Source organism: Actinobacillus indolicus, from assembly GCF_004519515.1.
GTDB classification, from domain to species: domain Bacteria; phylum Pseudomonadota; class Gammaproteobacteria; order Enterobacterales; family Pasteurellaceae; genus Glaesserella; species Glaesserella indolica_A.
In genome coordinates this window covers 1,226,968-1,249,671 of record NZ_CP038145.1, presented here as the reverse complement: position 1 = coordinate 1,249,671, position 22,704 = coordinate 1,226,968, and the positions used below count along the sequence as shown (strand labels likewise).

The 22,704-nt window shown below is 42.2% G+C and carries 26 protein-coding genes; 6 read left to right on the top strand and 20 right to left on the bottom strand.

Going from position 1 to position 22,704, the window contains the following annotated elements:
- Nucleotides 1–119: 119 nt before the first annotated feature.
- From EXH44_RS06125 to EXH44_RS06085, 9 genes are all read right to left on the bottom strand, one after another.
- Nucleotides 120–710, bottom strand: coding sequence for a cytochrome c3 family protein (locus EXH44_RS06125; RefSeq protein ID WP_162856688.1), 591 nt, complete (start codon nt 708–710; stop codon nt 120–122).
- A complete protein-coding gene (locus EXH44_RS06120) occupies nt 710–1,138 on the bottom strand; it encodes a nitrate reductase cytochrome c-type subunit (RefSeq protein WP_135676244.1) in 429 nt (142 codons plus the stop codon). Before EXH44_RS06120 ends, EXH44_RS06125 begins: the two co-directional genes overlap by 1 nt.
- The gene (gene napH / locus EXH44_RS06115; RefSeq protein WP_160403434.1) at nt 1,135–2,004 is read right to left on the bottom strand and encodes a quinol dehydrogenase ferredoxin subunit NapH; all 870 of its coding nucleotides are present in this window, start codon (nt 2,002–2,004) and stop codon (nt 1,135–1,137) included. Before napH ends, EXH44_RS06120 begins: the two co-directional genes overlap by 4 nt.
- Nucleotides 2,004–2,762 carry a ferredoxin-type protein NapG gene (gene napG, locus EXH44_RS06110; RefSeq protein ID WP_162856687.1) on the bottom strand — a complete coding sequence of 253 codons (759 nt, stop codon included), beginning with the start codon at nt 2,760–2,762 and terminating at the stop codon, nt 2,004–2,006. Before napG ends, napH begins: the two co-directional genes overlap by 1 nt.
- A 92-nt stretch (nt 2,763–2,854) precedes the next feature.
- Entirely contained in the window at nt 2,855–5,338 is a 2,484-nt protein-coding gene (napA, locus tag EXH44_RS06105) for a nitrate reductase catalytic subunit NapA (RefSeq protein ID WP_162856686.1), read from the bottom strand.
- A gap of 32 nt (nt 5,339–5,370) precedes the next feature.
- Nucleotides 5,371–5,655: a chaperone NapD gene (locus EXH44_RS06100; RefSeq protein WP_021110111.1), complete on the bottom strand. Its 285-nt coding sequence runs from the start codon at nt 5,653–5,655 to the stop codon at nt 5,371–5,373.
- Between the two features lie 52 nt (nt 5,656–5,707).
- The gene (gene napF, locus EXH44_RS06095) at nt 5,708–6,265 is read right to left on the bottom strand and encodes a ferredoxin-type protein NapF (RefSeq protein WP_162856685.1); all 558 of its coding nucleotides are present in this window, start codon (nt 6,263–6,265) and stop codon (nt 5,708–5,710) included.
- Nucleotides 6,266–6,436: 171 nt separating this feature from the next.
- Nucleotides 6,437–6,562 (bottom strand): type B 50S ribosomal protein L36, encoded by a 126-nt coding sequence (gene ykgO, locus EXH44_RS06090; RefSeq protein WP_005713329.1) that lies wholly within the window; start codon nt 6,560–6,562, stop codon nt 6,437–6,439.
- A gap of 18 nt (nt 6,563–6,580) precedes the next feature.
- Nucleotides 6,581–6,847, bottom strand: a complete 267-nt coding sequence (locus EXH44_RS06085) for a type B 50S ribosomal protein L31 (RefSeq protein WP_005713327.1) — start codon at nt 6,845–6,847, stop codon at nt 6,581–6,583.
- Between the two features lie 212 nt (nt 6,848–7,059).
- Between EXH44_RS06085 and rpe the strand changes: the two genes are divergently transcribed.
- Nucleotides 7,060–7,734 (top strand): ribulose-phosphate 3-epimerase, encoded by a 675-nt coding sequence (gene rpe / locus EXH44_RS06080; protein WP_162856684.1) that lies wholly within the window; start codon nt 7,060–7,062, stop codon nt 7,732–7,734.
- A gap of 57 nt (nt 7,735–7,791) precedes the next feature.
- Here the strand turns inward: rpe and trkA are convergent, their stop codons facing one another.
- From trkA to EXH44_RS06050, 6 genes are all read right to left on the bottom strand, one after another.
- Nucleotides 7,792–9,168 carry a Trk system potassium transporter TrkA gene (gene trkA, locus EXH44_RS06075; protein WP_162856683.1) on the bottom strand — a complete coding sequence of 459 codons (1,377 nt, stop codon included), beginning with the start codon at nt 9,166–9,168 and terminating at the stop codon, nt 7,792–7,794.
- Nucleotides 9,169–9,183: 15 nt separating this feature from the next.
- The gene (gene rsmB, locus EXH44_RS06070) at nt 9,184–10,482 is read right to left on the bottom strand and encodes a 16S rRNA (cytosine(967)-C(5))-methyltransferase RsmB (RefSeq protein ID WP_162856682.1); all 1,299 of its coding nucleotides are present in this window, start codon (nt 10,480–10,482) and stop codon (nt 9,184–9,186) included.
- A complete protein-coding gene (gene fmt / locus EXH44_RS06065) occupies nt 10,482–11,432 on the bottom strand; it encodes a methionyl-tRNA formyltransferase (protein WP_162856681.1) in 951 nt (316 codons plus the stop codon). The genes rsmB and fmt overlap by 1 nt, the downstream gene beginning before the upstream one ends.
- A gap of 164 nt (nt 11,433–11,596) precedes the next feature.
- Entirely contained in the window at nt 11,597–12,022 is a 426-nt protein-coding gene (locus EXH44_RS06060) for a universal stress protein (RefSeq protein WP_162856680.1), read from the bottom strand.
- Nucleotides 12,023–12,031: 9 nt separating this feature from the next.
- Complete coding sequence (locus EXH44_RS06055) at nt 12,032–14,668, bottom strand: TRAP transporter permease (RefSeq protein ID WP_162856679.1); 2,637 nt, start codon at nt 14,666–14,668, stop codon at nt 12,032–12,034.
- Between the two features lie 140 nt (nt 14,669–14,808).
- The gene (locus EXH44_RS06050) at nt 14,809–15,768 is read right to left on the bottom strand and encodes a TAXI family TRAP transporter solute-binding subunit (protein WP_075605646.1); all 960 of its coding nucleotides are present in this window, start codon (nt 15,766–15,768) and stop codon (nt 14,809–14,811) included.
- 225 nt (nt 15,769–15,993) lie between these two features.
- On the opposite strand from EXH44_RS06050, the gene EXH44_RS06045 reads away from it, so the two are divergent.
- On the top strand, nt 15,994–16,602 hold the full coding sequence (locus EXH44_RS06045; protein ID WP_162856678.1) for a YigZ family protein: 609 nt from the start codon (nt 15,994–15,996) through the stop codon (nt 16,600–16,602).
- A gap of 27 nt (nt 16,603–16,629) precedes the next feature.
- On the opposite strand, the gene yidD is transcribed toward EXH44_RS06045, so the two are convergent.
- The 4 genes from yidD to EXH44_RS06025 all read right to left on the bottom strand — a co-directional run bounded on the left by yidD (nt 16,630) and on the right by EXH44_RS06025 (nt 17,975).
- A complete protein-coding gene (yidD, locus tag EXH44_RS06040; RefSeq protein WP_162856677.1) occupies nt 16,630–16,932 on the bottom strand; it encodes a membrane protein insertion efficiency factor YidD in 303 nt (100 codons plus the stop codon).
- Entirely contained in the window at nt 16,875–17,255 is a 381-nt protein-coding gene (rnpA, locus tag EXH44_RS06035) for a ribonuclease P protein component (RefSeq protein WP_162857534.1), read from the bottom strand. The genes yidD and rnpA overlap by 58 nt, the downstream gene beginning before the upstream one ends.
- 29 nt (nt 17,256–17,284) lie before the next feature.
- Nucleotides 17,285–17,419: a 50S ribosomal protein L34 gene (gene rpmH / locus EXH44_RS06030; RefSeq protein ID WP_005599701.1), complete on the bottom strand. Its 135-nt coding sequence runs from the start codon at nt 17,417–17,419 to the stop codon at nt 17,285–17,287.
- Nucleotides 17,420–17,546: 127 nt separating this feature from the next.
- Entirely contained in the window at nt 17,547–17,975 is a 429-nt protein-coding gene (locus EXH44_RS06025; RefSeq protein ID WP_162856676.1) for an EamA family transporter, read from the bottom strand.
- Nucleotides 17,976–18,110: 135 nt separating this feature from the next.
- On the opposite strand from EXH44_RS06025, the gene nhaA reads away from it, so the two are divergent.
- Nucleotides 18,111–19,289: a Na+/H+ antiporter NhaA gene (gene nhaA / locus EXH44_RS06020; RefSeq protein ID WP_162856675.1), complete on the top strand. Its 1,179-nt coding sequence runs from the start codon at nt 18,111–18,113 to the stop codon at nt 19,287–19,289.
- A 67-nt stretch (nt 19,290–19,356) separates the two neighbouring features.
- Here nhaA and EXH44_RS06015 read toward each other — a convergent pair whose 3' ends face one another.
- Nucleotides 19,357–20,259 (bottom strand): LysR family transcriptional regulator, encoded by a 903-nt coding sequence (locus EXH44_RS06015; RefSeq protein ID WP_162856674.1) that lies wholly within the window; start codon nt 20,257–20,259, stop codon nt 19,357–19,359.
- Between the two features lie 177 nt (nt 20,260–20,436).
- On the opposite strand from EXH44_RS06015, the gene EXH44_RS06010 reads away from it, so the two are divergent.
- From EXH44_RS06010 to EXH44_RS06000, 3 genes are all read left to right on the top strand, one after another.
- Nucleotides 20,437–21,405: an alpha/beta hydrolase family protein gene (locus EXH44_RS06010; protein ID WP_162856673.1), complete on the top strand. Its 969-nt coding sequence runs from the start codon at nt 20,437–20,439 to the stop codon at nt 21,403–21,405.
- Nucleotides 21,406–21,498: 93 nt separating this feature from the next.
- A complete protein-coding gene (locus EXH44_RS06005; RefSeq protein WP_162856672.1) occupies nt 21,499–22,059 on the top strand; it encodes an NAD(P)H-dependent oxidoreductase in 561 nt (186 codons plus the stop codon).
- Nucleotides 22,056–22,682 (top strand): flavodoxin family protein, encoded by a 627-nt coding sequence (locus tag EXH44_RS06000; protein WP_162856671.1) that lies wholly within the window; start codon nt 22,056–22,058, stop codon nt 22,680–22,682. The genes EXH44_RS06005 and EXH44_RS06000 overlap by 4 nt, the downstream gene beginning before the upstream one ends.
- The last annotated feature ends 22 nt before the right edge of the window (nt 22,683–22,704 follow it).

The window sequence follows — 22,704 nt, the reverse complement described above, 5'->3', positions numbered from 1 at the left end:
AGAATAGATGGCTTATTCTACTGAAATTTGAGGGATGTTCCAATGGAAGGAATAAATAATACCAATAATCAAGCGGTCAGATTTGCAAATTTTTTTACAAATCTAACCGCTTGTATCTCTTATTTCTCTGAAGAGAAACCGGATTTCACCCCGTGCATATTTGGCAACTGGTGAGCAATTCCTTTATGGCAGTCGATACAGGTTTTACCTTCTTGTTCAGCCATTGCGTGCATTTTTGCCGCAACGCCTTTTTGTTGGGTGAAGTCCATATCGCTGAAGTTATGGCAGTTACGGCACTCTTGTGAATTGTTAGCTTTCATTCTCGCCCATTCACGTTGAGCCATTTCTAAGCGATGAGCTTCGAATTTCTCTTTAGTGTCCACTTTGCCCGTCAGATGAGCAAATACTTCACGGGAAGCAACAATTTTGCGTGTCCATTTTGGAATAAATTCGTGTGGTAAGTGGCAATCCGCACAGTCTGCTTTGACACCACTACGGTTTGAGTAGTGAGCAGAAGCTCGGTACTCAGGTACAACGTCGTTCATATGGCAACTTGAGCAGAATTCTTCCGTATTAGTATGCTCTAAGCCAACATTAAAACCACCCCAAAATAAAATACCACCGATAGCAGAGACAACAATGAGGAAACCGACACCGATTTTGCTTGGAGTTTTAAACCACGTCCAAAATTTCTTGATGAGCTTAAACATTATTTACCCCCAAATGCTTTGGTCGGTTCAAATTTGTTTTCGATAATTGGATCAACATCTGCCTGTGGAACGTGGCATTGTAAGCAGAAATAACGACGTGGTGATGTGTCACCAGTCACTTTGCCATCACGATCCATAAAGTGTGTTGGGCTAATACGTGGCGCACCTGTGGTGCGATAGTTCTCTACGCCGTGGCAGTTTAAACATTGGTTGGTGTTTTTGGTCACTTGATAGCCTTTAATGCTATGTGGGATCATTGGGGGTTGGTTCACATAGCTAAGCGGTAACTTTCCTTCGTCTTTTGGCATATTGTGGAAAGCTGGCTCAATCGCTTCAACACCTTTATCTGGACTTGACGGGACTTTTTCCACATTCGCAAAGGCCACACCTGTTACTGCGATTAATAATAGGGCGAGATATTTTTTCATTTTTCACTCCGTTCACGTTCAAAACGTGTTGTAAAACTAAATACATTTTCTGCACAGACATCAACGCAACGTCCGCAACTAATACAATCTTTAGATAACACTATTTGGCTATCTTCGGGTTTACCGTTTAAGGGTAAGCGTAGTACCTGTGGTTCAGGGCAAACGTGGAAGCAATCCATACAGCGATCACACTTCGCACGATCAACAACCCCTACTCGTACAATGCTTTTGGCACCGATTAAGCCGTAGGTCGCTCCGATTGGACAGAGATGCCCGCACCAACCGTGTTCCACAATCAATAAATCAAATAAGAAAACCGCTAACACCAACCAAAGCGTTGCACCAAGACCGAAGACGAACACTCGTCCAAGTGCGGCAACAGGGTTGATCCATTCCCATAATAATGTGCCTGAAATGGCTGACCCGACTAAGATCATCGCTAAAATACCGTAACGTAATGAACGGGGTAATTTAGCGGATTGGCGGATCCCCAGTTTTCGCCGTAGCCAAGCTGCACAGTCCGTAACAACATTGACAGGGCAAATCCAGCCACAGAATACCTTGCTGGCGAGTAAGGCATATAGTGCCACGATAATCGCTGCGCCCAGTAAAGTCTTCCATTCAGGCAAATAGCCTGTGGCAAGGCTTTCTGCGGTAATCAGTGGATCGGTTAAAGGGATAAGATCAAACAGCATACTTGAGCTGTAGTTCCCTTTTAAGATCCACACATTCCACATCGGACCGCTTAAGAACATTAATACCACACTAAGCTGGCTTAGTCGGCGTAAAATTAAAAAGCGATAGGCTCGCCACCAACCGAGCTTTTGTCGGGCTTCAAGCCCTGCATCTTTCGGGGAATTTGCCATTACTTCACCCCCTCTGGCATGCGTGTTGGTAAGGAAATAATGCCTTCAGGGTTGGTTTCATCAAGCAGAGAATGTCCTACTTTCTGTTTTTCTTCCCAACCAAGTCGGTAATGTTTACCTAACATTCCTTTTGCCAATGACATTGGTAATACCTTGATTGCAGCTTCTTCCAACACACAGGCTTCTTCACACTTACCACACCCTGTACACGCATCAGAATGTACAGTTGGGATAAACATTGCGTGCTTACCTGTACGATCATTGCGTTGCATCTCAAGGGTGATTGCCTTGTCAATTAACGGGCAAACCCGATAACACACATCACAACGTAAGCCTTGCCAGTTCAAACAGGTTTCGTGATCAAGCAGAACTGATAAGCCCATTCGAGCATCATCAATATTCGTTAAATTTGGATCTAACGCACCGCTTGGGCAAGCCTTAACGCAAGGAATATCAGGACACATTTCGCACGGTTTATCACGGGCGATAAAGTAAGGTGTTCCTGCTTCCATTGGCGATAGCAATGAAGCCAAATGCAACATATCGTAAGGGCAAGCCTGTACACATTGTCCACAGCGAACACAAGCGGCTGTGAAATCTTTATCATCGGCTAATGCACCTGGTGGACGCAATGCCACGCCTTGTCGAGCAAGGCTTTGGTTTTGTTGTAAGGCTAAGATGATCCCCACACCACAAACACCGCCTGCCGTGCGTGTCGCATTTTTTAAAAATTGGCGACGATTTGGATCGAGTTTCAATGCCTGTTCCTTATTTGCAAATTTTGGATTAAATCTGACCGCTTGTTTGCCTCCTCTCTCCCGCTAGCGAGAGAGAGTTTCGAATTAGGCAACTACGCTTTCTCAACCTTAACCGCACATTTTTTGAAGTCGGTTTCTTTTGAGATTGGGTCGGTTGCATCTAAGGTTAATTTATTGGCTAACTGACCTGCATCGAAGAAGGTGGTGTAAATTAAGCCTTCAGGCACTTTGTTACGACCACGAGTATCTAAATGCGAGATCATTTCACCACGGCGTGAAATTACTTTCACTTTGTCGCCGTGACGTAAACCACGTTTTTGAGCGTCCGTTGGGTGCATCCACACTAAGTTATTCGGGAATGAACGGTGTAATTCAGGTACACGACGGGTCATTGAGCCTGAGTGCCAGTGTTCAAGTACACGCCCTGTTGATAACCATAAATCATATTCCGCATCTGGTGCTTCTGCAGGTGGTTCATAAGGTACAGCAAGAATAATCGCTTTTTTATCTGGATAACCGTAGAAAGCAACGCCTTCGCCTGCTTTGACATATGGGTCATAGCCTTCACGGTAACGCCATAAGGTTTCTTTGCCATCCACGACCGGCCAACGTAAACCACGTGCTTTATGATAAGTTTCAAAGTCTGCTAAATCGTGACCGTGACCACGACCGAATGCCGCATACTCTTCAAATAAACCTTTTTGTAAATAGAAGCCAAAATGGGTTGACTCATCATTGATATAATCAGCTTTATCCGTTGGTACTTGGAATTTATCCACTTGACCATTGCGATATAACACGTCGTATAGTGTTTTACCTTTATATTCAGGGTTTGCCGCTAATACTTCTGCTGGCCACATTTCATCTGTGGTGAAGTATTTAGAGAACTCCACTAATTGCCATAAGTCAGATTTCGCTTCACCTGGTGCTTTCACTTGTTGGAACCAGAACTGAGTACGACGCTCTGCGTTACCATAAGCCCCTTCTTTTTCTACCCACATTGCTGTTGGAAGAATTAAGTCCGCAGAAAGTGCAGAAACTGTTGGGTATGGATCTGACACAACAATAAAGTTGCGTTCATCACGCCAGCCTGGCATACGCTCTTGGTTAATGTTTGGACCAGCTTGCATATTGTTATTACACATAATCCAGTATGCATTGAGTTTACCGTCTTTTAATGCACGATCCTGTGCTACTGCGTGTAAGCCTACTTGAGTTTGAATAACGCCGTTTGGTAACTTCCATAATTTTTCTGCCGTTTTCACGTGTTCAGGGTTAGTCACCACTAAATCTGCTGGTAAGCGGTGAATAAAGGTTCCTACTTCACGCGCTGTACCACAGGCTGACGGCTGACCTGTTAATGAGAAAGGTCCGCAACCTGGTTTAGAAATTTTGCCTGTCAGCAAGTGAATGTTGTAGATGAGATGGTTTGCCCACACACCACGAACGTGTTGGTTAAAGCCCATTGTCCAGAATGAAACGATGTTCAAGTTTGGATCCGCATACATTTTCGCAAGGCTTTCCAACTGATCTTTTGGCACGCCTGATAATTCGTGTGCTTTATCTAAGGTATATTCAGAAACAAGCTGTTTAAACTCTTCAAAGCTACTGTCGTGCATTTTGCCTGCAGTTTTTGCATTTTTAGCCGCTTGTTCTAATGGGTGGTTGTCACGCAGACCGTAACCGATGTCTGTTTCACCACGTTTGAATTTGGTGTGTTTTTGGATAAAGTCTTGGTCAATCGCATTGTTTTGAATTAAGTAATTTGCGACATAGTTTAGGATCGCTAAATCACCTTGCGGTTTGAAAATAATAGGTAAATCTGCAAGTTCAAAAGAACGGTGTTCAAAGGTAGAAAGAACTGCAACTTTTGCATCTTGTTTGGATAAACGGCGATCAGAAATACGCGACCATAAGATCGGGTGCATTTCCGCCATATTTGATCCCCAAAGCACAAATGCATCGGCTTTCTCAATATCGTCATAGCAACCCATCGGCTCGTCCATACCAAAGGTACGCATAAACGCAACCGCTGCTGAAGCCATACAGTGACGTGCATTTGGATCGATGTTATTTGAACGCAAGCCTGCTTTAAATAGTTTAGATTTTGCTACTCCTTCAAAGATCGTTGATTGACCCGAAGTGAACATACCCACGCCATTTGGACCTTGCTCTTTAATCGCTTTCTTGAATTTTTCCGCCATAATGGTGAATGCTTGATCCCAAGAAACAGGGGTAAATTCACCATTTTTGTCGTACTTACCATCTTTCATACGCAACATTGGCGATGTTAAGCGGTCTTTTCCGTACATAATTTTCGGCAGGAAGTAACCTTTAATACAGTTCAAACCACGGTTTACTTCGGCATCAGGGTCACCTTGAGAAGCAACCACACGTCCATTTTGCGTACCCACAAGCACGCTACAACCTGTACCGCAGAAACGGCAAGGTGCTTTATCCCATTTAATGCTATTGTCGTTAGCGTACACATTTTTCACAGGTAACGTAATACCTGCGGCGAGAGCTGCTGCTGCCGCTGCATTCGCTTTCATAAAATCGCGACGATTGAGTTCCATAAATTCCCCACAAAATAATAGGTAATACCAAATTAAAGAGCTTCATCTTGGTGGCTATAAATCAGCGACACCACGATAACCCCTTCAATATCTTTAATCATTTCCATACGATCAACCAAATCAGGTTGATAACTGGACTCCAAAACAACCACGAGCTTACTTTCTTCAAGTTTCACCCCGTGGATTTCCGTATTCGGTAACTCAGTTAAGGCTTGCTTCACCAAGTCCAACTTTTCAGGTTTCACTTGAACTACAAGACTACAAACATACCAGTTGTCCGCTTCGTCATAGTTCAATTTATCAGATACATTTCTCATTATTACTCTCTTTTGTCCCTCTCCCGTTTACGGGAGAGGGAGGAGAAAGCCTTTAGGCTTTCGGAGGGAGAGGGCTTTGGACATTTCTCACCAAAGTGACCGCTTGTGTCGGACAAACTGCCATACAAGCCCCACAACCATTACAACTTTCCACATTTAATTCAGGCATTGCCACTCGCCCCACTTGTCGCTTAAAGCGAATAGCGCGGCTTTCACAACTATCTTCACAACTACGGCATTCCACACCGCTAAACGTCATACAACTTTGCTGAATTTCAACATAATGAAACCACGCTCGCTCATCTGTTGAACGAAACACATCGGCTTCACACGCCTTCACACACGCCTGACAAAAAGTACACTCCCCACGTCCATTCATAAAATTGACTTCAGGATAACCGCCAGCCCCTTTCACTAAAATTTGCGTTTCACACACAGCAATACACTTATCGCAAGCGGTGCATTTATCAAAAAAATTTGCAAGATCGGTCCAAGGTGCTCGAATGGCTTGATGCCCTTGCTGAGCCACTTTTTCGTCCTGAAGTGATTTCAAAAAATGTCCACGCAAAAAGCTACGGCGAGGTAAAGTCGTTTCTGTAAAATTAGCCAAAAATAGTTTACTAAATAAGTAGGTTACTTGTAGCTATATTGTAACATCTGTAAAACATAAAAATGCAAATAAAATACATCTTATGCATTTTATTTGACAAAAATCAATAAAAAAGCGGTGAAGATGGTTTAATCTTCACCGCTATCTATTTTATTTTATAATGATTTAGAATTATCTCTGACGAGCCTTAAAACGTGGATTCGTTTTACAAATCACATAAAGCTTACCTTTACGACGCACCACTTGGCAATCTGGGTGGCGTGATTTCGCTGATTTAAGCGAATTTAAAATTTTCATTTTGTCCCCTTTTATTTCTTATTTTTTCGTTAAGCTCGAAATGCCTTTAAAGCGTTCATTGAATTTGCTTGCACGTCCTTCAGTATTTGCTTCACGACGTTTACCCGTATAAACAGGGTGAGAAGCAGAAGACGTATCTAACGGATAAAGTGGATACTCTTTACCATCTTCCCATACCATTGTTTTATTAGTTGCCGCACAAGAACGGATAATCCAGCCTTGTTGCACACTACCGTCGTAAAATAACACTTCACGATAATTTTCAGGGTGAATCCCTTTTTTCATATATTCTCCTAGTCAAATAGTCAGACTTAAAACCATAAATTAAATATGGGAATAATTCTGCCTGAAATCAAACTAAAAAGCTATAATTTTTTTATGGTTTTTATTATTTTTTCATCTCAAGCAAGCTCAAATAGAAAAATTGCGAAATGGATCGAAGTTTATTTAGTATAAATATGCTAGGCTATAACGAGTTTGTAAGTAGGAGATCCACCATGGCAAAACAACCTTATCTTATTGCACCCTCTATTCTTTCTGCTGATCTCGCTCGCTTAGGCGATGATGTCACAGAAGTACTAAAAGCAGGCGCAGACCTAATTCATTTTGATGTAATGGACAACCACTATGTGCCGAATTTGACGTTCGGTCCTGCAATTTGCAAAGCCCTACGAGATTACGGCATTACTTGCCCGATTGATGTTCACCTCATGGTAAAACCTGTTGATCGCTTAATCCCTGACTTTGCAAAAGCAGGGGCAGACTTCATTACTTTCCACCCAGAAGCGACAGAACATATCGACCGTTCATTGCAATTAATCCGTGATCATGGCTGTAAATCAGGCTTGGTGTTTAATCCAGCAACACCGTTAAGCTACTTAGATTATGTGATGGATAAAGTTGATGTAATTTTATTAATGTCAGTTAACCCTGGATTTGGTGGGCAAGCATTTATTCCATCTACACTTAATAAATTACGTGAAGTTCGTCGTCGCATTGATGCAAGCGGATTTAATATTCGCTTGGAAGTCGATGGTGGTGTGAAAGTGAATAATATTGCTGAAATTGCAGAAGCAGGGGCTGATATGTTTGTTGCAGGCTCTGCGATTTTTGATCAACCTGACTACAAAGCGGTGATTGATCAAATGCGTGCTGAATTAGCGAAAGTGTAATGTTTAATACAAGCGGTCACTTTCTGCAATTTTTTTGCAAAATGTGACCGCTTGTCGTTATAAGAAAAACGCACCTAATTGGAATAACTTCTCAACTTCGGCTGACTGCTTCTTATCATTAACAAAAACAATGACATGATCGCCATCTTCAATGACCGTCGATTTATGGGCGATCATCACATCCCCTTGCCGCATGATTGCGCCAACAATCGCCCCTTGTGGTAATTTTAACTCACTAATTTTACGCCCAACAACCTTAGATGAATCTTGATCGCCATGGGCAATAACTTCTATACCTTCAACCAATCCTTGTTTAAGCGAAGCAACATGCACAATGTCCCCTTTTCTGACGTGGCTCGATAAAGCGGAAATGGTGGCTTGTTGTGGCGAAAGGGCAATATCAATAGTTCCGCCTTGAATTAGATGTAAATACGCCATACGCTGAACGAGTACAATCGCTTTTTTCGCTCCAAGTCGTTTTGCTAACAAAGACGACATAATGTTCGCCTCATCATCGCTCGTTAAAGCCAAAAATAAATCAATATTCTCAATATGTTCTTCAAATAGCAGCTCTTGATCGGACGCGTCGCCACATAACACTAAGGTTTTGGAAAGTTTTGCCGCCAATTTTTCAGCACGTTCTTGATTACGTTCGATCAGTTTTACACTACATTTATCTTCCAACGCTTTCGCAAGTGCCGTGCCAACATTACCACCGCCCACTATCATCACACGTTTATGGGGCTTTTCTAAGCGTTGTAATTCCGCCATAACCGCTTTGATATGTTGCGTTGCACACACAAAAAAGACTTCATCACCCGCTTCAATGATGGTCGATCCTTGTGGAATAAAGGCTTTTTCATGGCGGAATATTGAGACAATTCGAGCTTCAATATGCGGTAAATGATCGCTTAATGCCGAAACAGGATAACCAACTAATGGACCGCCATAATATGCTTTTAAGCTGACTAAACTAATCAAATCATTAGCAAAATGTGCAATTTGCAAGGCACCAGGGTAATCCACTAGTCTCAGAATTTCTTGAGTTACCAACAATTCAGGTGCAATGATGTGGTCAATCGGCAGCACATCATCGTTAAATAAGGCTTCTCTTTCTCGTACATAATCCGCATTACGAATACGAGCAATTTTGGTCGGAATATGGAATAAGGTATAGCCAATCTGGCAAGCAATCATATTGCTTTCATCGTTATTCGTGACGGCAACAAGTAGATCTGCATCACTTGCCCCAGCTTCCCTTAGAATACGGGGCGAAGCTACATTTCCTGTGATCACTCGTAAATCATGCTTATCTTGCAATGGAATTAAACGGCTCTGATCATGATCGATAATCGTAATATCGTTATCATGATTTGCTAAATTTTCTGCAAGCGTCGCCCCCACTTGCCCTGCACCTAAAATGATGATTTTCATTGCTCACTCACCGTATTACGCCTGTTTCACTAACTTCGCATAGAAAAATCCATCTCCTTCCTCTGATTTAGGAAAGAACTGTTTCATTAAACATTGCTCACCGCCCACATTGATTTCGACTAATTTAGCCTCTGGGGTTTGTGCTAGAAAGTGCTGAATTTGCTGACTGTTTTCTTCCGGTAACACAGAACAAGTGGCATACAACAACACGCCGTTGGGTTTGAGCCTTGCCCAAAGTGCTTTGAGAATTTTTCCCTGCAATTCCGCCAACTCAGCAATATCCTCTTCTTTGCGTAGCCATTTAATATCTGGGTGACGACGGATTACCCCCGTTGCAGAGCAAGGGGCATCAAGTAAAATTTTATCGAACATCTCACCGCTTGTAAGCCACTGTTCCGGCTGGCTGGCATCACCGCAAATCACCGTTGCCGTTTGGTTTAAACGGGCTAAATTCTCTTTAACCCGAACTAAACGGGCTTCTTCAATATCTAACGCAATCACTTTTGCTTGCGGTGCTTTTTCTAAAATATGGGTCGTTTTGCCCCCCGGCGCTGCACAGGCATCTAAAATCAACTCGCCATTTTGTGCATCAAGTAATTCGGCAGACCATTGTGCGTGTGCATCTTGCACTGTCACCCAACCTTGCTCAAAGTGGGGAAGCTGGCTTACCGACACCGCTTTATCTAATAAAACCGCACAATCAGGCACACAAGCGGTCGCTTCTTCGTGGTTTTTTGCAAGATCGCCTAACAATGCCACATAGTCCGCTCGGTTAGTCCGTTGAGCATTAACCCTAATCCACATCGGCGGTTTTTGGTTATTCGCATCGACAATCTCTCGCCAATTCGGATAGGCTTTTTTCAGCTTATTCACCAACCATTCAGGGTGTAGCGTTTGCCAATGTTTATCCACCTTCGCCAAAATTGCTTCTTGCTCACGCAAAAAACGGCGAAGCACCCCGTTAGTCAAGGCTCGAAAGCTATCCAACTTTAACGTTTTTGTCGCATTAACCACTTCATCTACCGCAGCGTGGGGCGGTACTCGCATATAAAGTAACTGATACAAGCCCACCAAAAGCAAACAATGCACCAAGCGAGTTTTGTTTTTCAGCGGTTTTTCCACCAATAATTTGATAATCGCTTCCAAACGGGGCAAAACACGGCAAATACCAAAGGTCGTTTCTTGTACCCACGCTAAATCCTTAGCGTCGAGTTGCGATTGTGCTTCGGGGATCAAGGTTGAAAGGGATTTACCCTGATCCAACACCTGTAAAATAATCTGTGCTGCAACGGCACGAGCGGAATGTTTTTTCATTAGAGAACGCTTCCTACTTTAAACCAGTCTCCCCGACCGTTTAAGAAATCTTGTACGGACATCGGTTTCTTGCCTGCCGGCTGAAGTTGGGTAATATTTAACACACCTTGTTGAGTGGCAATTTGGATACCGTTTTTATCCACCGCCAACACCGTGCCGACCGCTTTCTCTTGATGTGGCAGAACCTCAGCTTGATACACTTTTATCCGCTCTTCCACTTCATTCACCATCAAGGTTAAATATGCCATCGGGGCAGGATTAAAGGCTCGGATATTACGCTCAAGCTGACAAGCGGTCATATGCCAATCTAATTTTGCTTCTTCTTTCGTCAATTTTTCAGCGTAGTTCGCTTGCTCGTCTTGCTGTTTTTCAGGCTTAAACTGACCGCTTGTTAAACCGTTTAATACCTCAAGCAAAGCTGGCGGTGCAAGCTCGGCAAGTTTGGCATACAAGCTGGCGGACGTTTCCGTTGGTAAAATCGGTGTCGTCACCTTATGCAACATATCGCCCGTATCTAAGCCAATATCCATCTGCATAATGGTCACGCCCGTTTCCGTATCACCGGCCCAAATTGAACGCTGAATAGGTGCAGCCCCACGCCAACGCGGTAACAACGAACCGTGAACATTTAAGCAACCATATTTCGGTGCTTTTAACACCGCTTCTGGCAGAATTAAGCCATACGCCACCACAACCATCACATCAGCGTTTAACGCCTGTAACTCCGCCTGAGCCTCTTCTTTGCGTAACGATTTCGGTTGATACACCGGAATATGATGTGCTTCCGCCAACTGTTTTACCGGGCTGGCTTGTAGCTTTTTCCCACGTCCAGCAGGCTTATCGGGCTGTGTATAAACAGCAATAACGTTATGTTCCGAATTTAACAAGGCTTGTAAATGGGTTGCGGCAAAATCAGGGGTGCCTGCAAAAATAATGTTGAGTTTTTTCATTGTTGATAATCAAAAGTCATTTTGTTGAATGACATTATTGTAGCGTAAAAATGGTTTGAACGTTGGAACAAAATGAGGGTAAGCAAAGACAAAAGCGGTGAGATTTTGTGAATATTTTGCAAATTGCAAAAATACTTCAAAATCTCACCGCTTGTATTGATTGCCTAACGCAGGACTAAAATCGGTTTGTCGCTATTTCGAGCGACTTTGACCGTATTCGAACTCAACCCTTTCGCTTTAGGTTTACTGCTTGCCAACATCACGATCAGATCAACGGATTTTTCTTCGGCAATGCGGTTGATCTCTTCGTAGATAGTGCCGTGAGCTACAATGTGCTGAACCTTAGAGCCTTCAGGGAAGCTGGCTTGAGTAAAAGCGTGTAAGGCTTTGTTCGCTTCTTCCACCACGGATTTATCGAAGTTTTTCGGTAAAAACGCAGAAATAAAGCTGTCGTCAATCGGCTCGATAATGGTGACGACACGATAAACCGCATCGGGATTGTTCGCTGTGAGTTTTAATGCCGTATCAACCACATACTTAGCACTATTAAGATCGTTTAAGTCGATCGCAAGGAGAAGTTTGTTATACATAATTTGTCCTTATTTTTTCATGCGACGGCGCTGATTCCAGCCGACAAAAATCGCTAATAGGAAAGCCGGAATAAACATTAATTCTTTTGGAAGCGAGTTTTGTGGTAACGCCACATCAAGAATGGTTTGATCCCAGTTTAAACCTACTTTTGCTGCTGGTGAATCAATTTCTACATTGTCAATCAAGATCTTCGATGACATTTCGCCGTTGATTTCAATTTTCTCTCCAGTATCCAACAAGGTTAATCCCATCGCTTTGATACGCTCTTCCCCTGTTGCGCCTGCTGGTACAGTAAGCTGAGAGTAGAATTCAATCGGTTTACCATATGGATTAACACCCGCGACTTTCAGGGTGAGATTTTGACCAGCGGGTACTTTCTCTAACTCCTGAGTCATTTGAGCCGGCTCAATATGGCGTGAAGTCGGTGAAATATGCTCCATAAAGAAGCCCGGACGGAATAACATAAAGGCAGTAAAAATTAATACCAATGTTTCCCATAGTTTATTCTTAGTGAAGAAGTAATTCATCGTCCCTGCGGTAAACAGCAAAATACCAATAGTTGCGGTGAGGAATACTAAAATACCTTTTGCCCAACCCACATCAATTAAGAGTAAATCGGTATTGAAGATAAATAGGAACGGTAAAATCGCTGTTCTTAAGCTGTAGTAGAACGCTTGCACCCCGGTTTTAATCGGGCTACCACCTGAAATGGCTGCTGCAGCAAAAGAAGCTAAACCAACGGGTGGCGTTACATCAGCCATAATCCCGAAGTAGAATACGAATAAGTGAACGGCGATCAATGGTACGATTAATCCATTCTGTTTACCGACTTCAACAATCACCAATGCCATCAATGAAGATACCACGATATAGTTGGCCGTAGTCGGTAATCCCATGCCTAAAATTAAGCTAAAGATAGCGACTAGAATCAGCATTAATAAGATATTGCCCATTGAGAGCATCTCAATAATACCGGAAAGTTGTACGCCGAAACCGGTGAGCGATACCGCACCTACAATGATACCTGCCGTTGCTGTTGCAATACCGATACCAATCATGTTTCTTGCGCCAGACTCTAAACCATCCACTAATTCTTGAACGCCTTGTTTAAATAGCGCAACTTTGTTACCTGCATCATTACGGAAGAAACTTAATAATGGGCGTTGTGTAACTAAAATGACCGCAAGCGCAACGGTTCCCCAGAAAGCGGATAACCCTGGTGAGAATTGCTCAATCATCAAGCACCACATTAATACCACAACAGGTAATAAGAAATGTAAGCCAGCGTTCACAGTTGGTTTACGACGAGGTAATGATACAACCGGTGAATTTGGATCGTCAGCTTCTAAATCAGGGAATTGCGAAACGCGGTGAATCAATTTGATATAGACCGCCGCTAATAAAATACACACAATCAAGAAAGCAAAATCAGGAACAACATCTTTAATCCAACCTAATCCGTAATGAACCGCAATGGCTAAGCCAAGTGTCACTAAAATGTAGCTTACAACTTTAAGTAAGGTGATTAAAATCGGACTGACAGGTTCGACACGATCCAACCCTTTTAAGCCCATTTTTTGTGCTTCAAGGTGAACAATGTAAACTAAGGCGATATAAGAAATTAATGCCGGTAAGAAGGCGTGTACAATCAGTTGGCTATACGGCATATTGACGTATTCAATCATCAAGAACGCTGCAGCTCCCATAACTGGCGGCATAATTTGTCCGTTCACCGAGGATGCAACTTCAATTGCTCCTGCTTTTTCTGAGCTTAAACCAACACGTTTCATCATCGGAATGGTGAATGTCCCTGTGGTCACCACGTTGGCAATAGACGAACCTGACACTAAACCCGTTAAGGCTGAAGAGACCACCGCAGCTTTACCCGGACCACCGCTAAAGTGACCTAAATAGGCGAAAGCGGTTTTGATAAAGTAGTTACCAGCCCCTGCTTTATCCAATAAAGCCCCGAATAATACGAATAAGAACACATATTTGGTTGAAACACCGAGGGCGACACCAAATACCCCTTCCGTGGTGATCCATTGTTGGTTAATGATTTGAGATAATGAGCCAGAACGGTGGCTAATAATAGAACTGCTCGGTAAGAATTGTCCAAAATAGTTATAGAGTAGGAATACACCTGCGATAATCACTAACGGCAAACCTAAACTACGGCGACATGCTTCCAGTAATAATAGAATTCCTAAACAGCCTGCAATAATATCTTGCGTATTCGGCGCACCAAAACGGGTAACTAGCCCTTCATAGAAAAAAATGTAGTATGCTGCAAGGAATGCCCCGAGGGTTGCAAATAACCAATCTTGGTAAGGAATGCGGTGTTTTGGCGATGTTGCAAAGGCTGGGAAAGATAAGAAGGCAAGGAACATGGCAAAGGCAAGGTGAATAGAACGTGCTTTGGTATCATCTACCACCACATTCAAATTCCAGCCCCAATCTCTCACCACTTCTTGTAACCAAAACGGAAACGGTGAAGTGTAATAGATTTGGAATAGCGACCATAAAATCGCTGTAATAACAATTAATTTTTTACTAAAACCTGTCGGGTTACGACCGCCTGAGTCATTTGAGGCGACGAGATCTTGCAGATCATCGTAATCCATAGTTTTGGATTGAGCAGACATAAACTCCTCCGAGAAAACCTAAGACAAGCGGTTAGATTTAACGAAAAATTTGCAAAAAATCAGCCAAATCTGACCACTTGATGAAAACGACAAAAGGCAGGAAGCAATTTACTCCTGCCTTAATATTAGAAACGGATGAATTACATCCAACCACGCTCTTTATAATAACGGATTGCACCTTCGTGTAATGGCGCAGAGAGCGCATTTTTGATCATCTCTTCTTCTTTTAGGTTTTCAAACGCAGGGTGTAAACGTTTGAAACGATCGAAGTTATCAAATACCGCTTTCACTACAGTATAAACACGATCCGCATCCACATCCGCAGAAGTCACAAGCGTTGCATACACACCGAAGGTTTCTACCGGATTATCGGTACCTTTATATAAACCGCCCGGAATCGTTGCTTTTGCATAGTAAGAGTGATCTGCCACTAATTTATCAATCGCTTCGCCGGTTACTGGCACTAAATGTGCATCACAAGATGCCGCTGCTTCTTTTAATGCGCCGTTTGGGTGACCAACGTTATAAGTAATTGCATCTAAGTTGTTATCACACATTACTGATGCCATTTCTGCTGGTTTTAATTCAGAAGCCACTTTGAACTCTTTATCTGTCCAACCTTTTGCCGCTAAAATAACGTTCATCGTTGCACGTGTACCTGAACCTGGGTCACCGACATTCACACGCTTACCTTTTAAATCATCAAAGTTAGCAATTTTAGCATCGGTACGAGCCATTACGGTGAATGGTTCTGGGTGAATTGAGAAAACAGCACGTAATTTATCGTTTTTCTTGCCTTCAAATGAGCTTGAGCCATTGTAAGCGTGATATTGCCAGTCTGATTGTGCAATACCCATTTCCATTTGCTTATCCGCAATCGCATTCAAGTTTGCGACAGATGCACCTGTTGATGGCGCATTACATTTCACATTGGTTTTTGCTGTGTCACGGTTGACTAATTGGCAGATTGATTGACCAACCACATAGTAAACCCCAGTTTGACCGCCAGTACCAATGGTCACGAATTTATCTTCAGCATGAGCAGACATCGCACCCATAGCTAAGCTTGCAACTAACGATAATTTAAAAAAGTTTTTCATGTCTATTTCCTCTAAAAATTCAGGATTGGGAAAAGTAAGATGTTGCGTTTGACCTATAACTCAAATAGGAAAACAGTATAAGATATACTCGACTTTTTTCTGTTATGCAAACGTTTTCTCTTAAAAATCTGAATAATTTCACATTTTTTTAACAAATCAAAGAGAATTTATCAAATTTCATCATTTAAAGTATGATAGAACTCTATGAAATAATCAGTTGAGAATATGGAATTTTTTATCCCCAAAGCAGAAGTGATCTTTGAAGAAGAGATCAAAAAAAGCCGTTTTATTACCTACATTCGCCATACAGAAGGCATGGAACAAGCCAAAGCCTTTTGGGCTGAAATACGCGCCTTACACCCGCAGGCTCGACATCATTGTTGGGCGGCGGTTGCAGGGCAGCCGAATGATTCACAACAATATGGCTTTTCTGATGATGGGGAGCCTTCTGGGACGGCAGGTAAGCCAATGCTCAATTACTTGCTAGGTTCAGGCTTGGGGGAAATCAGTGCGGTGGTGGTGCGTTATTACGGTGGGATTTTGCTTGGTACGGGTGGACTCGTTAAAGCCTATGGCAATGGTGTACAACAGGGGCTATTGCAAGTCGAAAAAATTCGCAAAGTTTTACGCAAATCTTACCGCTTGCAGTGTGAATATGAACAATTTAATACGATTCAGCATTTGATTGCGGAACGGGATATTGAGCTACTTGAGCAACAATTTAGTGATAAGGTGGAATTAATCTTAGCGATTAACCCCACACAAATAGATCTATTTCAAAATGAATTGACGCAACGTTTTGCGGGGAAGTTGATCTTGAATAAGATAGATTAAGTCGAGCATCAATGCCGACCTACAATCTTATTCATGTTTTTTACCGCAATTGCACTTCGGCGGAACGGGATCTTCCCCCCCTTCGCTCAATGGATTGCAACGTAAAATACGTTTTAGGGCAAGCCAGCCCCCTTTTACTGCACCATGAATTTTAATCGCTTCTAACGCATAGGTAGAGCAAGTGGGATAAAAACGACAGCGTGGTCCAATTAATGGACTGATAACATAACGGTAAAAATGCACAAGAGCGAGCATTACATAAGCTAAAGGGCTTAGTTTTGATGTTGTTCCTGCTGTGCTTTCTGAGCGAGACGAATGTGGCGTTGCCATAGTTTATCCAAGGTTTCAAATAATTCTTGGTTGCTGAGTTTACCAATTCCGCCTTTTGCTACAAAGACAAAATCGTAAGCAGGAAGTTGATGTTGCTTCAAGCGGAAACTTTCTCGCACAATGCGTTTGATACGATTACGGTCGTGAGCCCTTTTTAGATGTTTTTTTGCAACGGTAAGACCAATTCGAGCGTGTTCAATATCGTTTTGGCGAGATAAAAGGGTTAATTGAGGCGTGCTAGCACGGAGAGGTAGTTCAAAAACCGCTTTAAATTGAACGGGAGCTAATAGACGTAGCTCCCGAGAAAAAGTTAGCTTATTCACACTGAGTGTTTTGGCTGACTTATCTGTCATTATGCAGATAAGCTTTTACGACCTTTAGCACGACGACGTGCTAATACTTGACGACCGTTTTTAGTTGCCATACGAGCACGGAAACCGTGAGTACGAGCACGTTTTAATACAGATGGTTGAAATGTACGTTTCATTTGTTATCTACCTAAAAAATTAAAAATTGACTATAAGTCAAATAAGGATCATGAAAAAAGAGTGGCGATTTTAGCGATAAACATCAAAAAGATCAAGGCTAACTTTATACTTTTAAAGTTAACTTTATTATCTCTTTATTGCTAAGAATAAAACACCCGCCGTAATCAACCCAATTCCCACCCAATCTTGCCCGCTGGGACGCTCACCTAAAAATAACACAGCAAAGAGTGTCACCAAGACAATACTAAACTTATCAATAGGAGCAACTTGGGACGCATTACCCATTTGTAACGCTTTAAAATAAGCAAGCCAAGAGGCTCCCGTTGCTAATCCTGATAAAATCAAAAAAGCCCAATTTTTACTGGTTAAGCTCCCTAAGGGTTGCCACTTACCGCTATAAGTTAAAAAAGCGACCAAAGCGATAATAATGACAATAGTGCGAATAAAAGTCGCAAAATCAGAATCCATGCCTTGTAATCCCACTTTAGCAAAAATTGCGGTTAACGAAGCAAAAAGCGCAGAAGCCAACGCCCAATAAAGCCATTCTTGAGACATGAATATTTTCCTGTTCGATCAAATTTTATCAATTTTACCATAAACAAAATGGAGTTTACCTTGATCTCTTGCTCCAATTTTGTTAAAAGAAAGCATAACTTAACAATTCTTTACGAATCCGACAGGAAGGTAAAAATGATTCAACAATTTAAAAAATTCTTACAACTTGAATCAGCAAGCGGTATTTTACTCCTTGCGTTCGCTATGCTTGCCATGGTGTTTGCAAATACGCCACTTAAAGATCTCTATTTTGATTTTTTAAGTATGCCCGTCAGCATCCAAATTGGACTATTCAGTATTCATAAGCCATTACTTATGTGGGTAAATGATGGTTTTATGGCAGTTTTCTTTGTACTCGTTGGACTTGAAGTAAAACGAGAAATGATGGTGGGTGCAATTTCAAGCTATCAAAAAGCTATTTTCCCTGCAGTGGGTGCACTTGGCGGAATGGTTGTACCCGCTTTAATCTTTACGATTATCAACCTTGATTCCCCTGAATTCCAACAAGGTTGGGCAATTCCAATGGCAACGGATATTGCCTTTGCAGTCGGGGTGTTAGGCTTATTAGGTAAACGTGTGCCTTTTGCTCTCAAAATATTTCTACTCGCCCTTGCCATCATCGACGACCTTGGTGCGATCATCGTCATTGCGATTTTCTTCTCCCACGACCTAAGTACCACAGCATTAATCTCTGCTGGCATTGCGATTGCGACACTTATTATCATGAACCGTATGCGAGTTACCGCAATTTGTGCTTATATGGTTGTCGGCTTAATCCTATGGGCATCGGTCTTAAAATCTGGCGTTCATGCAACATTAGCCGGGGTTATCATCGGATTCTGCGTGCCATTAAAAGGTAAAAACGGAGAGGAGCCACTCGCACACTTTGAACATATTCTTGCGCCTTGGTGTGCTTTTGTTATTTTACCACTATTTGCCTTCTCAAATGCAGGGGTTTCACTCTCAGGAATGAGCTTAAATACCCTATTCTCTCCGCTCACCATGGGGGTTGCATTAGGACTTATCGTGGGTAAAACCTTAGGCGTGTTTAGCTTTAGTTTCTTCGCGGTAAAACTTGGTATCGCCCAACTTTCTGAAGGCATCAATTTCAAACAGATCTTTGCGGTCTCTATTCTCTGCGGTATCGGCTTTACTATGTCTATGTTCCTTGCAGGGCTTGCCTTTGGTGGTGAAGAAGCTGACGGTCGCTTTATCTCATTAGCTCGTTTAGGCATCTTAATCGGCTCTGGAATTTCTGCTATCGTAGGTTATTACTTACTCAAACGCTTTACTGAGCCTGACGCAACAGAATAACCTGAACTGACAAGCGGTGAGATGATCGAAAAAATTTGCAAAATTTTCACCTGATCTCACCGCTTGTTTATATCACCAACTTCCGTTCCAAGATTTCCGCCAACATATCAAACACTAATTTAACCCGAGGGTGCGTAACGGTACGTTGCGGGCGATACACATAGGCAATCCATTGTTTGCGTTCCATTTCGGGGAACAATTCCACTAATTCGCCCGTCAATAAATACGGCTGACACATCAAACGTGGTAAACAGCCAAACGCTTGCCCTTTTAATACACCAATCAATTCATTTTCCATGTGATTGCTGACAAATTTCGGTTTGGTTGGCGCGAATTGATGTTGATTAGACAAATACCAACTCCACACCCGTCCTGTATTTTGATTAACTAAGGCACTTAACGGATAGTGGCGTTGCAAACTGTACCAATCCTGTGGTTTGCCGACTTTTTCAATCAACTTGGGGCTGGCAACAATGCAATCTTCCGCTGTGCCGACTTTTTTGATAATCAAACGGCTGTCTTCGGGCGTACCAAAACGGATACCGACATCAATTTGTTCATCAACCACATCAACCAAACCCAAATCCGACCGCCAATCAATCATTAAATCGGGATAGTCCGCCAATTTATCCCATAACTCCGCCAACACTTCTCGCATTAACGCCATATCCGGCACAGCAATCCGCACCAAGCCTGCGATATGCTGATCTGCGATAAGGCTTTCCTTAGAAAAAAGCCGTTCGCTGTCTGCCAATAATTGTTGGGCTTGCGGTAAAAATTGTTTGCCGAAATCGGTTAATTTGACTTGCCGTGTACTGCGTTGAAACAGCACTTCGCCCAATTCCTTTTCCAACTCGCTAATGGTTCGGGTAATCACTTGGGGCGATACCGCTAACCGATGAGCCGAATTCCGAAATTGCAAGGTTTCAGCAACTGAACAAAAGATTTTTAAAGCGTCCAATCTATTCATAATGTTTCTATTTTAACGTGATAAACAAGCAGTATGATTATGCCAAAATTTTGCAATTATTCCACGTTTACGAATAATAAATCTCAAATTCAGGAATGGTTTTATTCATTATTTCATTACATAATAATCCATGTTCGGTTCGAACACGTTAGAGAAATATTTTAAGAGGAAAGCACTATGGCTCGTATGACCCCGGAACGCCTTGCCAAAGCATTAGAGCAAGAAAAAACCATTTCTGCCGAAGACTATGAAAAAGTTAAAGGCTTGGCTTTAAGCATGGCAAAACCAATTCGCAGTTTTATTTTTAAAACGCCTGATGAATATGGTATGACTTTTGAAAATCACACCATTCCGTCTAATGACGGTGTACCGCTTGAAGCGTGGTATATCCCAGCCAAAGAAAAAAGCGATAAATTGGTGATTTTTAACCATGCTTTGCCGATGTGCCGTGCGGGTTTCCCTGGTCATTTTGGTATGCCGTGGGCTGGTTTTGATGCGGTAGAAATTGATTTTGTCATTCAATACAAACATTTGACCGATGCAGGTTACAATGTTTTGACTTATGATTTCCGCAATCACGGCAACAGCGGTGCAGCCAATAATGGCGTTGCAGGCGTGGGCAATTATGAATGGCGTGATTGCGTTGGCATTAAAAAATGGGTGGATAATCACCCCGAACTTTCTAAAATGAAAGTGGCGTTGTACAGCCAATGTTTAGGTGCAGACAGCCAATACCGTGCGATGTTGGAACGCCCTGAATTATTTGAAAATGTGCAATGTATGGTCAATCCATTAGTAGTGAATATGCCGTTTATTTTTGACGCATTCTCTGAATTGTACGGCATTAACCAATATCAAGAATTGGTGGATTTGGAATTGATTAAATTGGGTGGTTTTACTGCCGAAGAAATGCAAGCTGCGAATTGGGCGCATGCGGTTAAAGTGCCTGTTTTTGTGATGCAAGTGAAAAATGACGAATGGACACGCCAGCCAACCGATGGCATGAAAACCTTTAATGCGTTGGTCAATGCCCCTGAAAAAGAAATCTTTTGGTTGGACAGCACCAAGCGTTTTAGAGACGGCTACAACTGGTTTGGCAAAGAGCCTGCAACCGTGTTGGCGTTTTTAGATAAATATATGAAATAATTTAAGTTTATACTGAATAAAAACAAGCGGTGTATTTGTGCTGATTTTTTGCCAATACACCGTTTTTTTACACCCAATTTTTAGGAAAATAAAATGAAACAAGTTTTAATCATTTCAGGACACCCCAATTTAGCCCAATCTACCGCCAATTCGTTGATTATCCAAGAAATTCAAAAGCAGTTGCCTAATGTAGAAGTACGTTTTTTAGATAAATTGTATCCTGATTATCAAATTGATGTGTCAGCCGAACAAGACGCATTAAGCCGTGCCGATGTGATTGTGTGGCAATTTCCGTTTTATTGGTACAGCACCCCTGCATTGCTAAAAAAATGGATTGACGATGTGCATACACATGGTTTTGCTTATGGTTCTACGGGCGATAAATTGCACGGTAAACCGTTGATTATTTCATTTACCACAGGCGGTTCGGCACAAGATTATTCGCCTGAAGGACATGAAGGCATGGAATTGCCGGCCCTTTTCCCACAATTTTCCCAAACCGCTCATTTATGTAGCATGGCTTTTCAACCGCCTGTGTATTCACAAAGTATGCACTATATCGCAGGGATAAGCTGTGCGGACGAATTAGCCAAAGTAGAGGCTAATGCCATTGACCATGCCCAGCGTTTAATTCAGTTAATTCAATCTGTATGAAATTATTGCCTAAAATGATGTTATGGATTTTTGGTGTACTGTGTTTGCTGGTTTTGATTGCAGGTGGGGTGATTGTCGGCATTGACAGCTATCAATACCGACAAAATCAAAAATTAATTGAGCAATTTTCGCCTAATCAACAAGCCAGTAAAACATTGGTCGTCTTTTTTTCTCGTTCAGGCAATACCGAAGTAATGGCTCGTAGAATTGCCCAATTAACAGGGGCTGATGTGTTGCCTTTGCAATCTACTCGCAATCAAATAGGCGTGGTTGGCTGGCTACAAGCCTTACAAGATGCTCGCAATACTGATGCAGATATTACGCCCAATAAAGTGGATTTAACTGCTTATGATACGGTGTACATCGGTTCGCCTGTGTGGTTGTATAGCCCTGCACCGCAAGTGTATCAATTTGCGAAAAATCATGATTTTTCAGGCAAAAAAGTGATTTTGTTTAATTCTATGAACAGCAAATTTGAACAACGTTTTATTGATGATTTTAAACGCATTGTGGAACAAAATGGCGGTAAGTTTCATAAGCATTTATATGTGATTCGTGGGCGTATGGGGCAACAAATGTCATCTGCTGAATTTTTACAAGAAGTGGAAAAACTTATTCAATAAACGATCTACTAGTTTGATACGC

Bases quoted from the DNA above. Each gene is read 5' to 3' on its own strand.
- EXH44_RS06125 (WP_162856688.1), bottom strand. From the start codon at position 710: ATGTTTAAGCTCATCAAGAAATTTTGGACGTGGTTTAAAACTCCAAGC.
- EXH44_RS06120 (WP_135676244.1), bottom strand. From the start codon at position 1,138: ATGAAAAAATATCTCGCCCTATTATTAATCGCAGTAACAGGTGTGGCC.
- napH (WP_160403434.1), bottom strand. From the start codon at position 2,004: ATGGCAAATTCCCCGAAAGATGCAGGGCTTGAAGCCCGACAAAAGCTC.
- napA (WP_162856686.1), bottom strand. From the start codon at position 5,338: ATGGAACTCAATCGTCGCGATTTTATGAAAGCGAATGCAGCGGCAGCA.
- EXH44_RS06100 (WP_021110111.1), bottom strand. From the start codon at position 5,655: ATGAGAAATGTATCTGATAAATTGAACTATGACGAAGCGGACAACTGG.
- ykgO (WP_005713329.1), bottom strand. From the start codon at position 6,562: ATGAAAATTTTAAATTCGCTTAAATCAGCGAAATCACGCCACCCAGAT.
- EXH44_RS06085 (WP_005713327.1), bottom strand. From the start codon at position 6,847: ATGAAAAAAGGGATTCACCCTGAAAATTATCGTGAAGTGTTATTTTAC.
- rpe (WP_162856684.1), top strand. From the start codon at position 7,060: ATGGCAAAACAACCTTATCTTATTGCACCCTCTATTCTTTCTGCTGAT.
- trkA (WP_162856683.1), bottom strand. From the start codon at position 9,168: ATGAAAATCATCATTTTAGGTGCAGGGCAAGTGGGGGCGACGCTTGCA.
- rsmB (WP_162856682.1), bottom strand. From the start codon at position 10,482: ATGAAAAAACATTCCGCTCGTGCCGTTGCAGCACAGATTATTTTACAG.
- fmt (WP_162856681.1), bottom strand. From the start codon at position 11,432: ATGAAAAAACTCAACATTATTTTTGCAGGCACCCCTGATTTTGCCGCA.
- EXH44_RS06060 (WP_162856680.1), bottom strand. From the start codon at position 12,022: ATGTATAACAAACTTCTCCTTGCGATCGACTTAAACGATCTTAATAGT.
- EXH44_RS06055 (WP_162856679.1), bottom strand. From the start codon at position 14,668: ATGTCTGCTCAATCCAAAACTATGGATTACGATGATCTGCAAGATCTC.
- EXH44_RS06050 (WP_075605646.1), bottom strand. From the start codon at position 15,768: ATGAAAAACTTTTTTAAATTATCGTTAGTTGCAAGCTTAGCTATGGGT.
- EXH44_RS06045 (WP_162856678.1), top strand. From the start codon at position 15,994: ATGGAATTTTTTATCCCCAAAGCAGAAGTGATCTTTGAAGAAGAGATC.
- yidD (WP_162856677.1), bottom strand. From the start codon at position 16,932: ATGGCAACGCCACATTCGTCTCGCTCAGAAAGCACAGCAGGAACAACA.
- rpmH (WP_005599701.1), bottom strand. From the start codon at position 17,419: ATGAAACGTACATTTCAACCATCTGTATTAAAACGTGCTCGTACTCAC.
- EXH44_RS06025 (WP_162856676.1), bottom strand. From the start codon at position 17,975: ATGTCTCAAGAATGGCTTTATTGGGCGTTGGCTTCTGCGCTTTTTGCT.
- nhaA (WP_162856675.1), top strand. From the start codon at position 18,111: ATGATTCAACAATTTAAAAAATTCTTACAACTTGAATCAGCAAGCGGT.
- EXH44_RS06015 (WP_162856674.1), bottom strand. From the start codon at position 20,259: ATGAATAGATTGGACGCTTTAAAAATCTTTTGTTCAGTTGCTGAAACC.
- EXH44_RS06010 (WP_162856673.1), top strand. From the start codon at position 20,437: ATGGCTCGTATGACCCCGGAACGCCTTGCCAAAGCATTAGAGCAAGAA.
- EXH44_RS06005 (WP_162856672.1), top strand. From the start codon at position 21,499: ATGAAACAAGTTTTAATCATTTCAGGACACCCCAATTTAGCCCAATCT.
- EXH44_RS06000 (WP_162856671.1), top strand. From the start codon at position 22,056: ATGAAATTATTGCCTAAAATGATGTTATGGATTTTTGGTGTACTGTGT.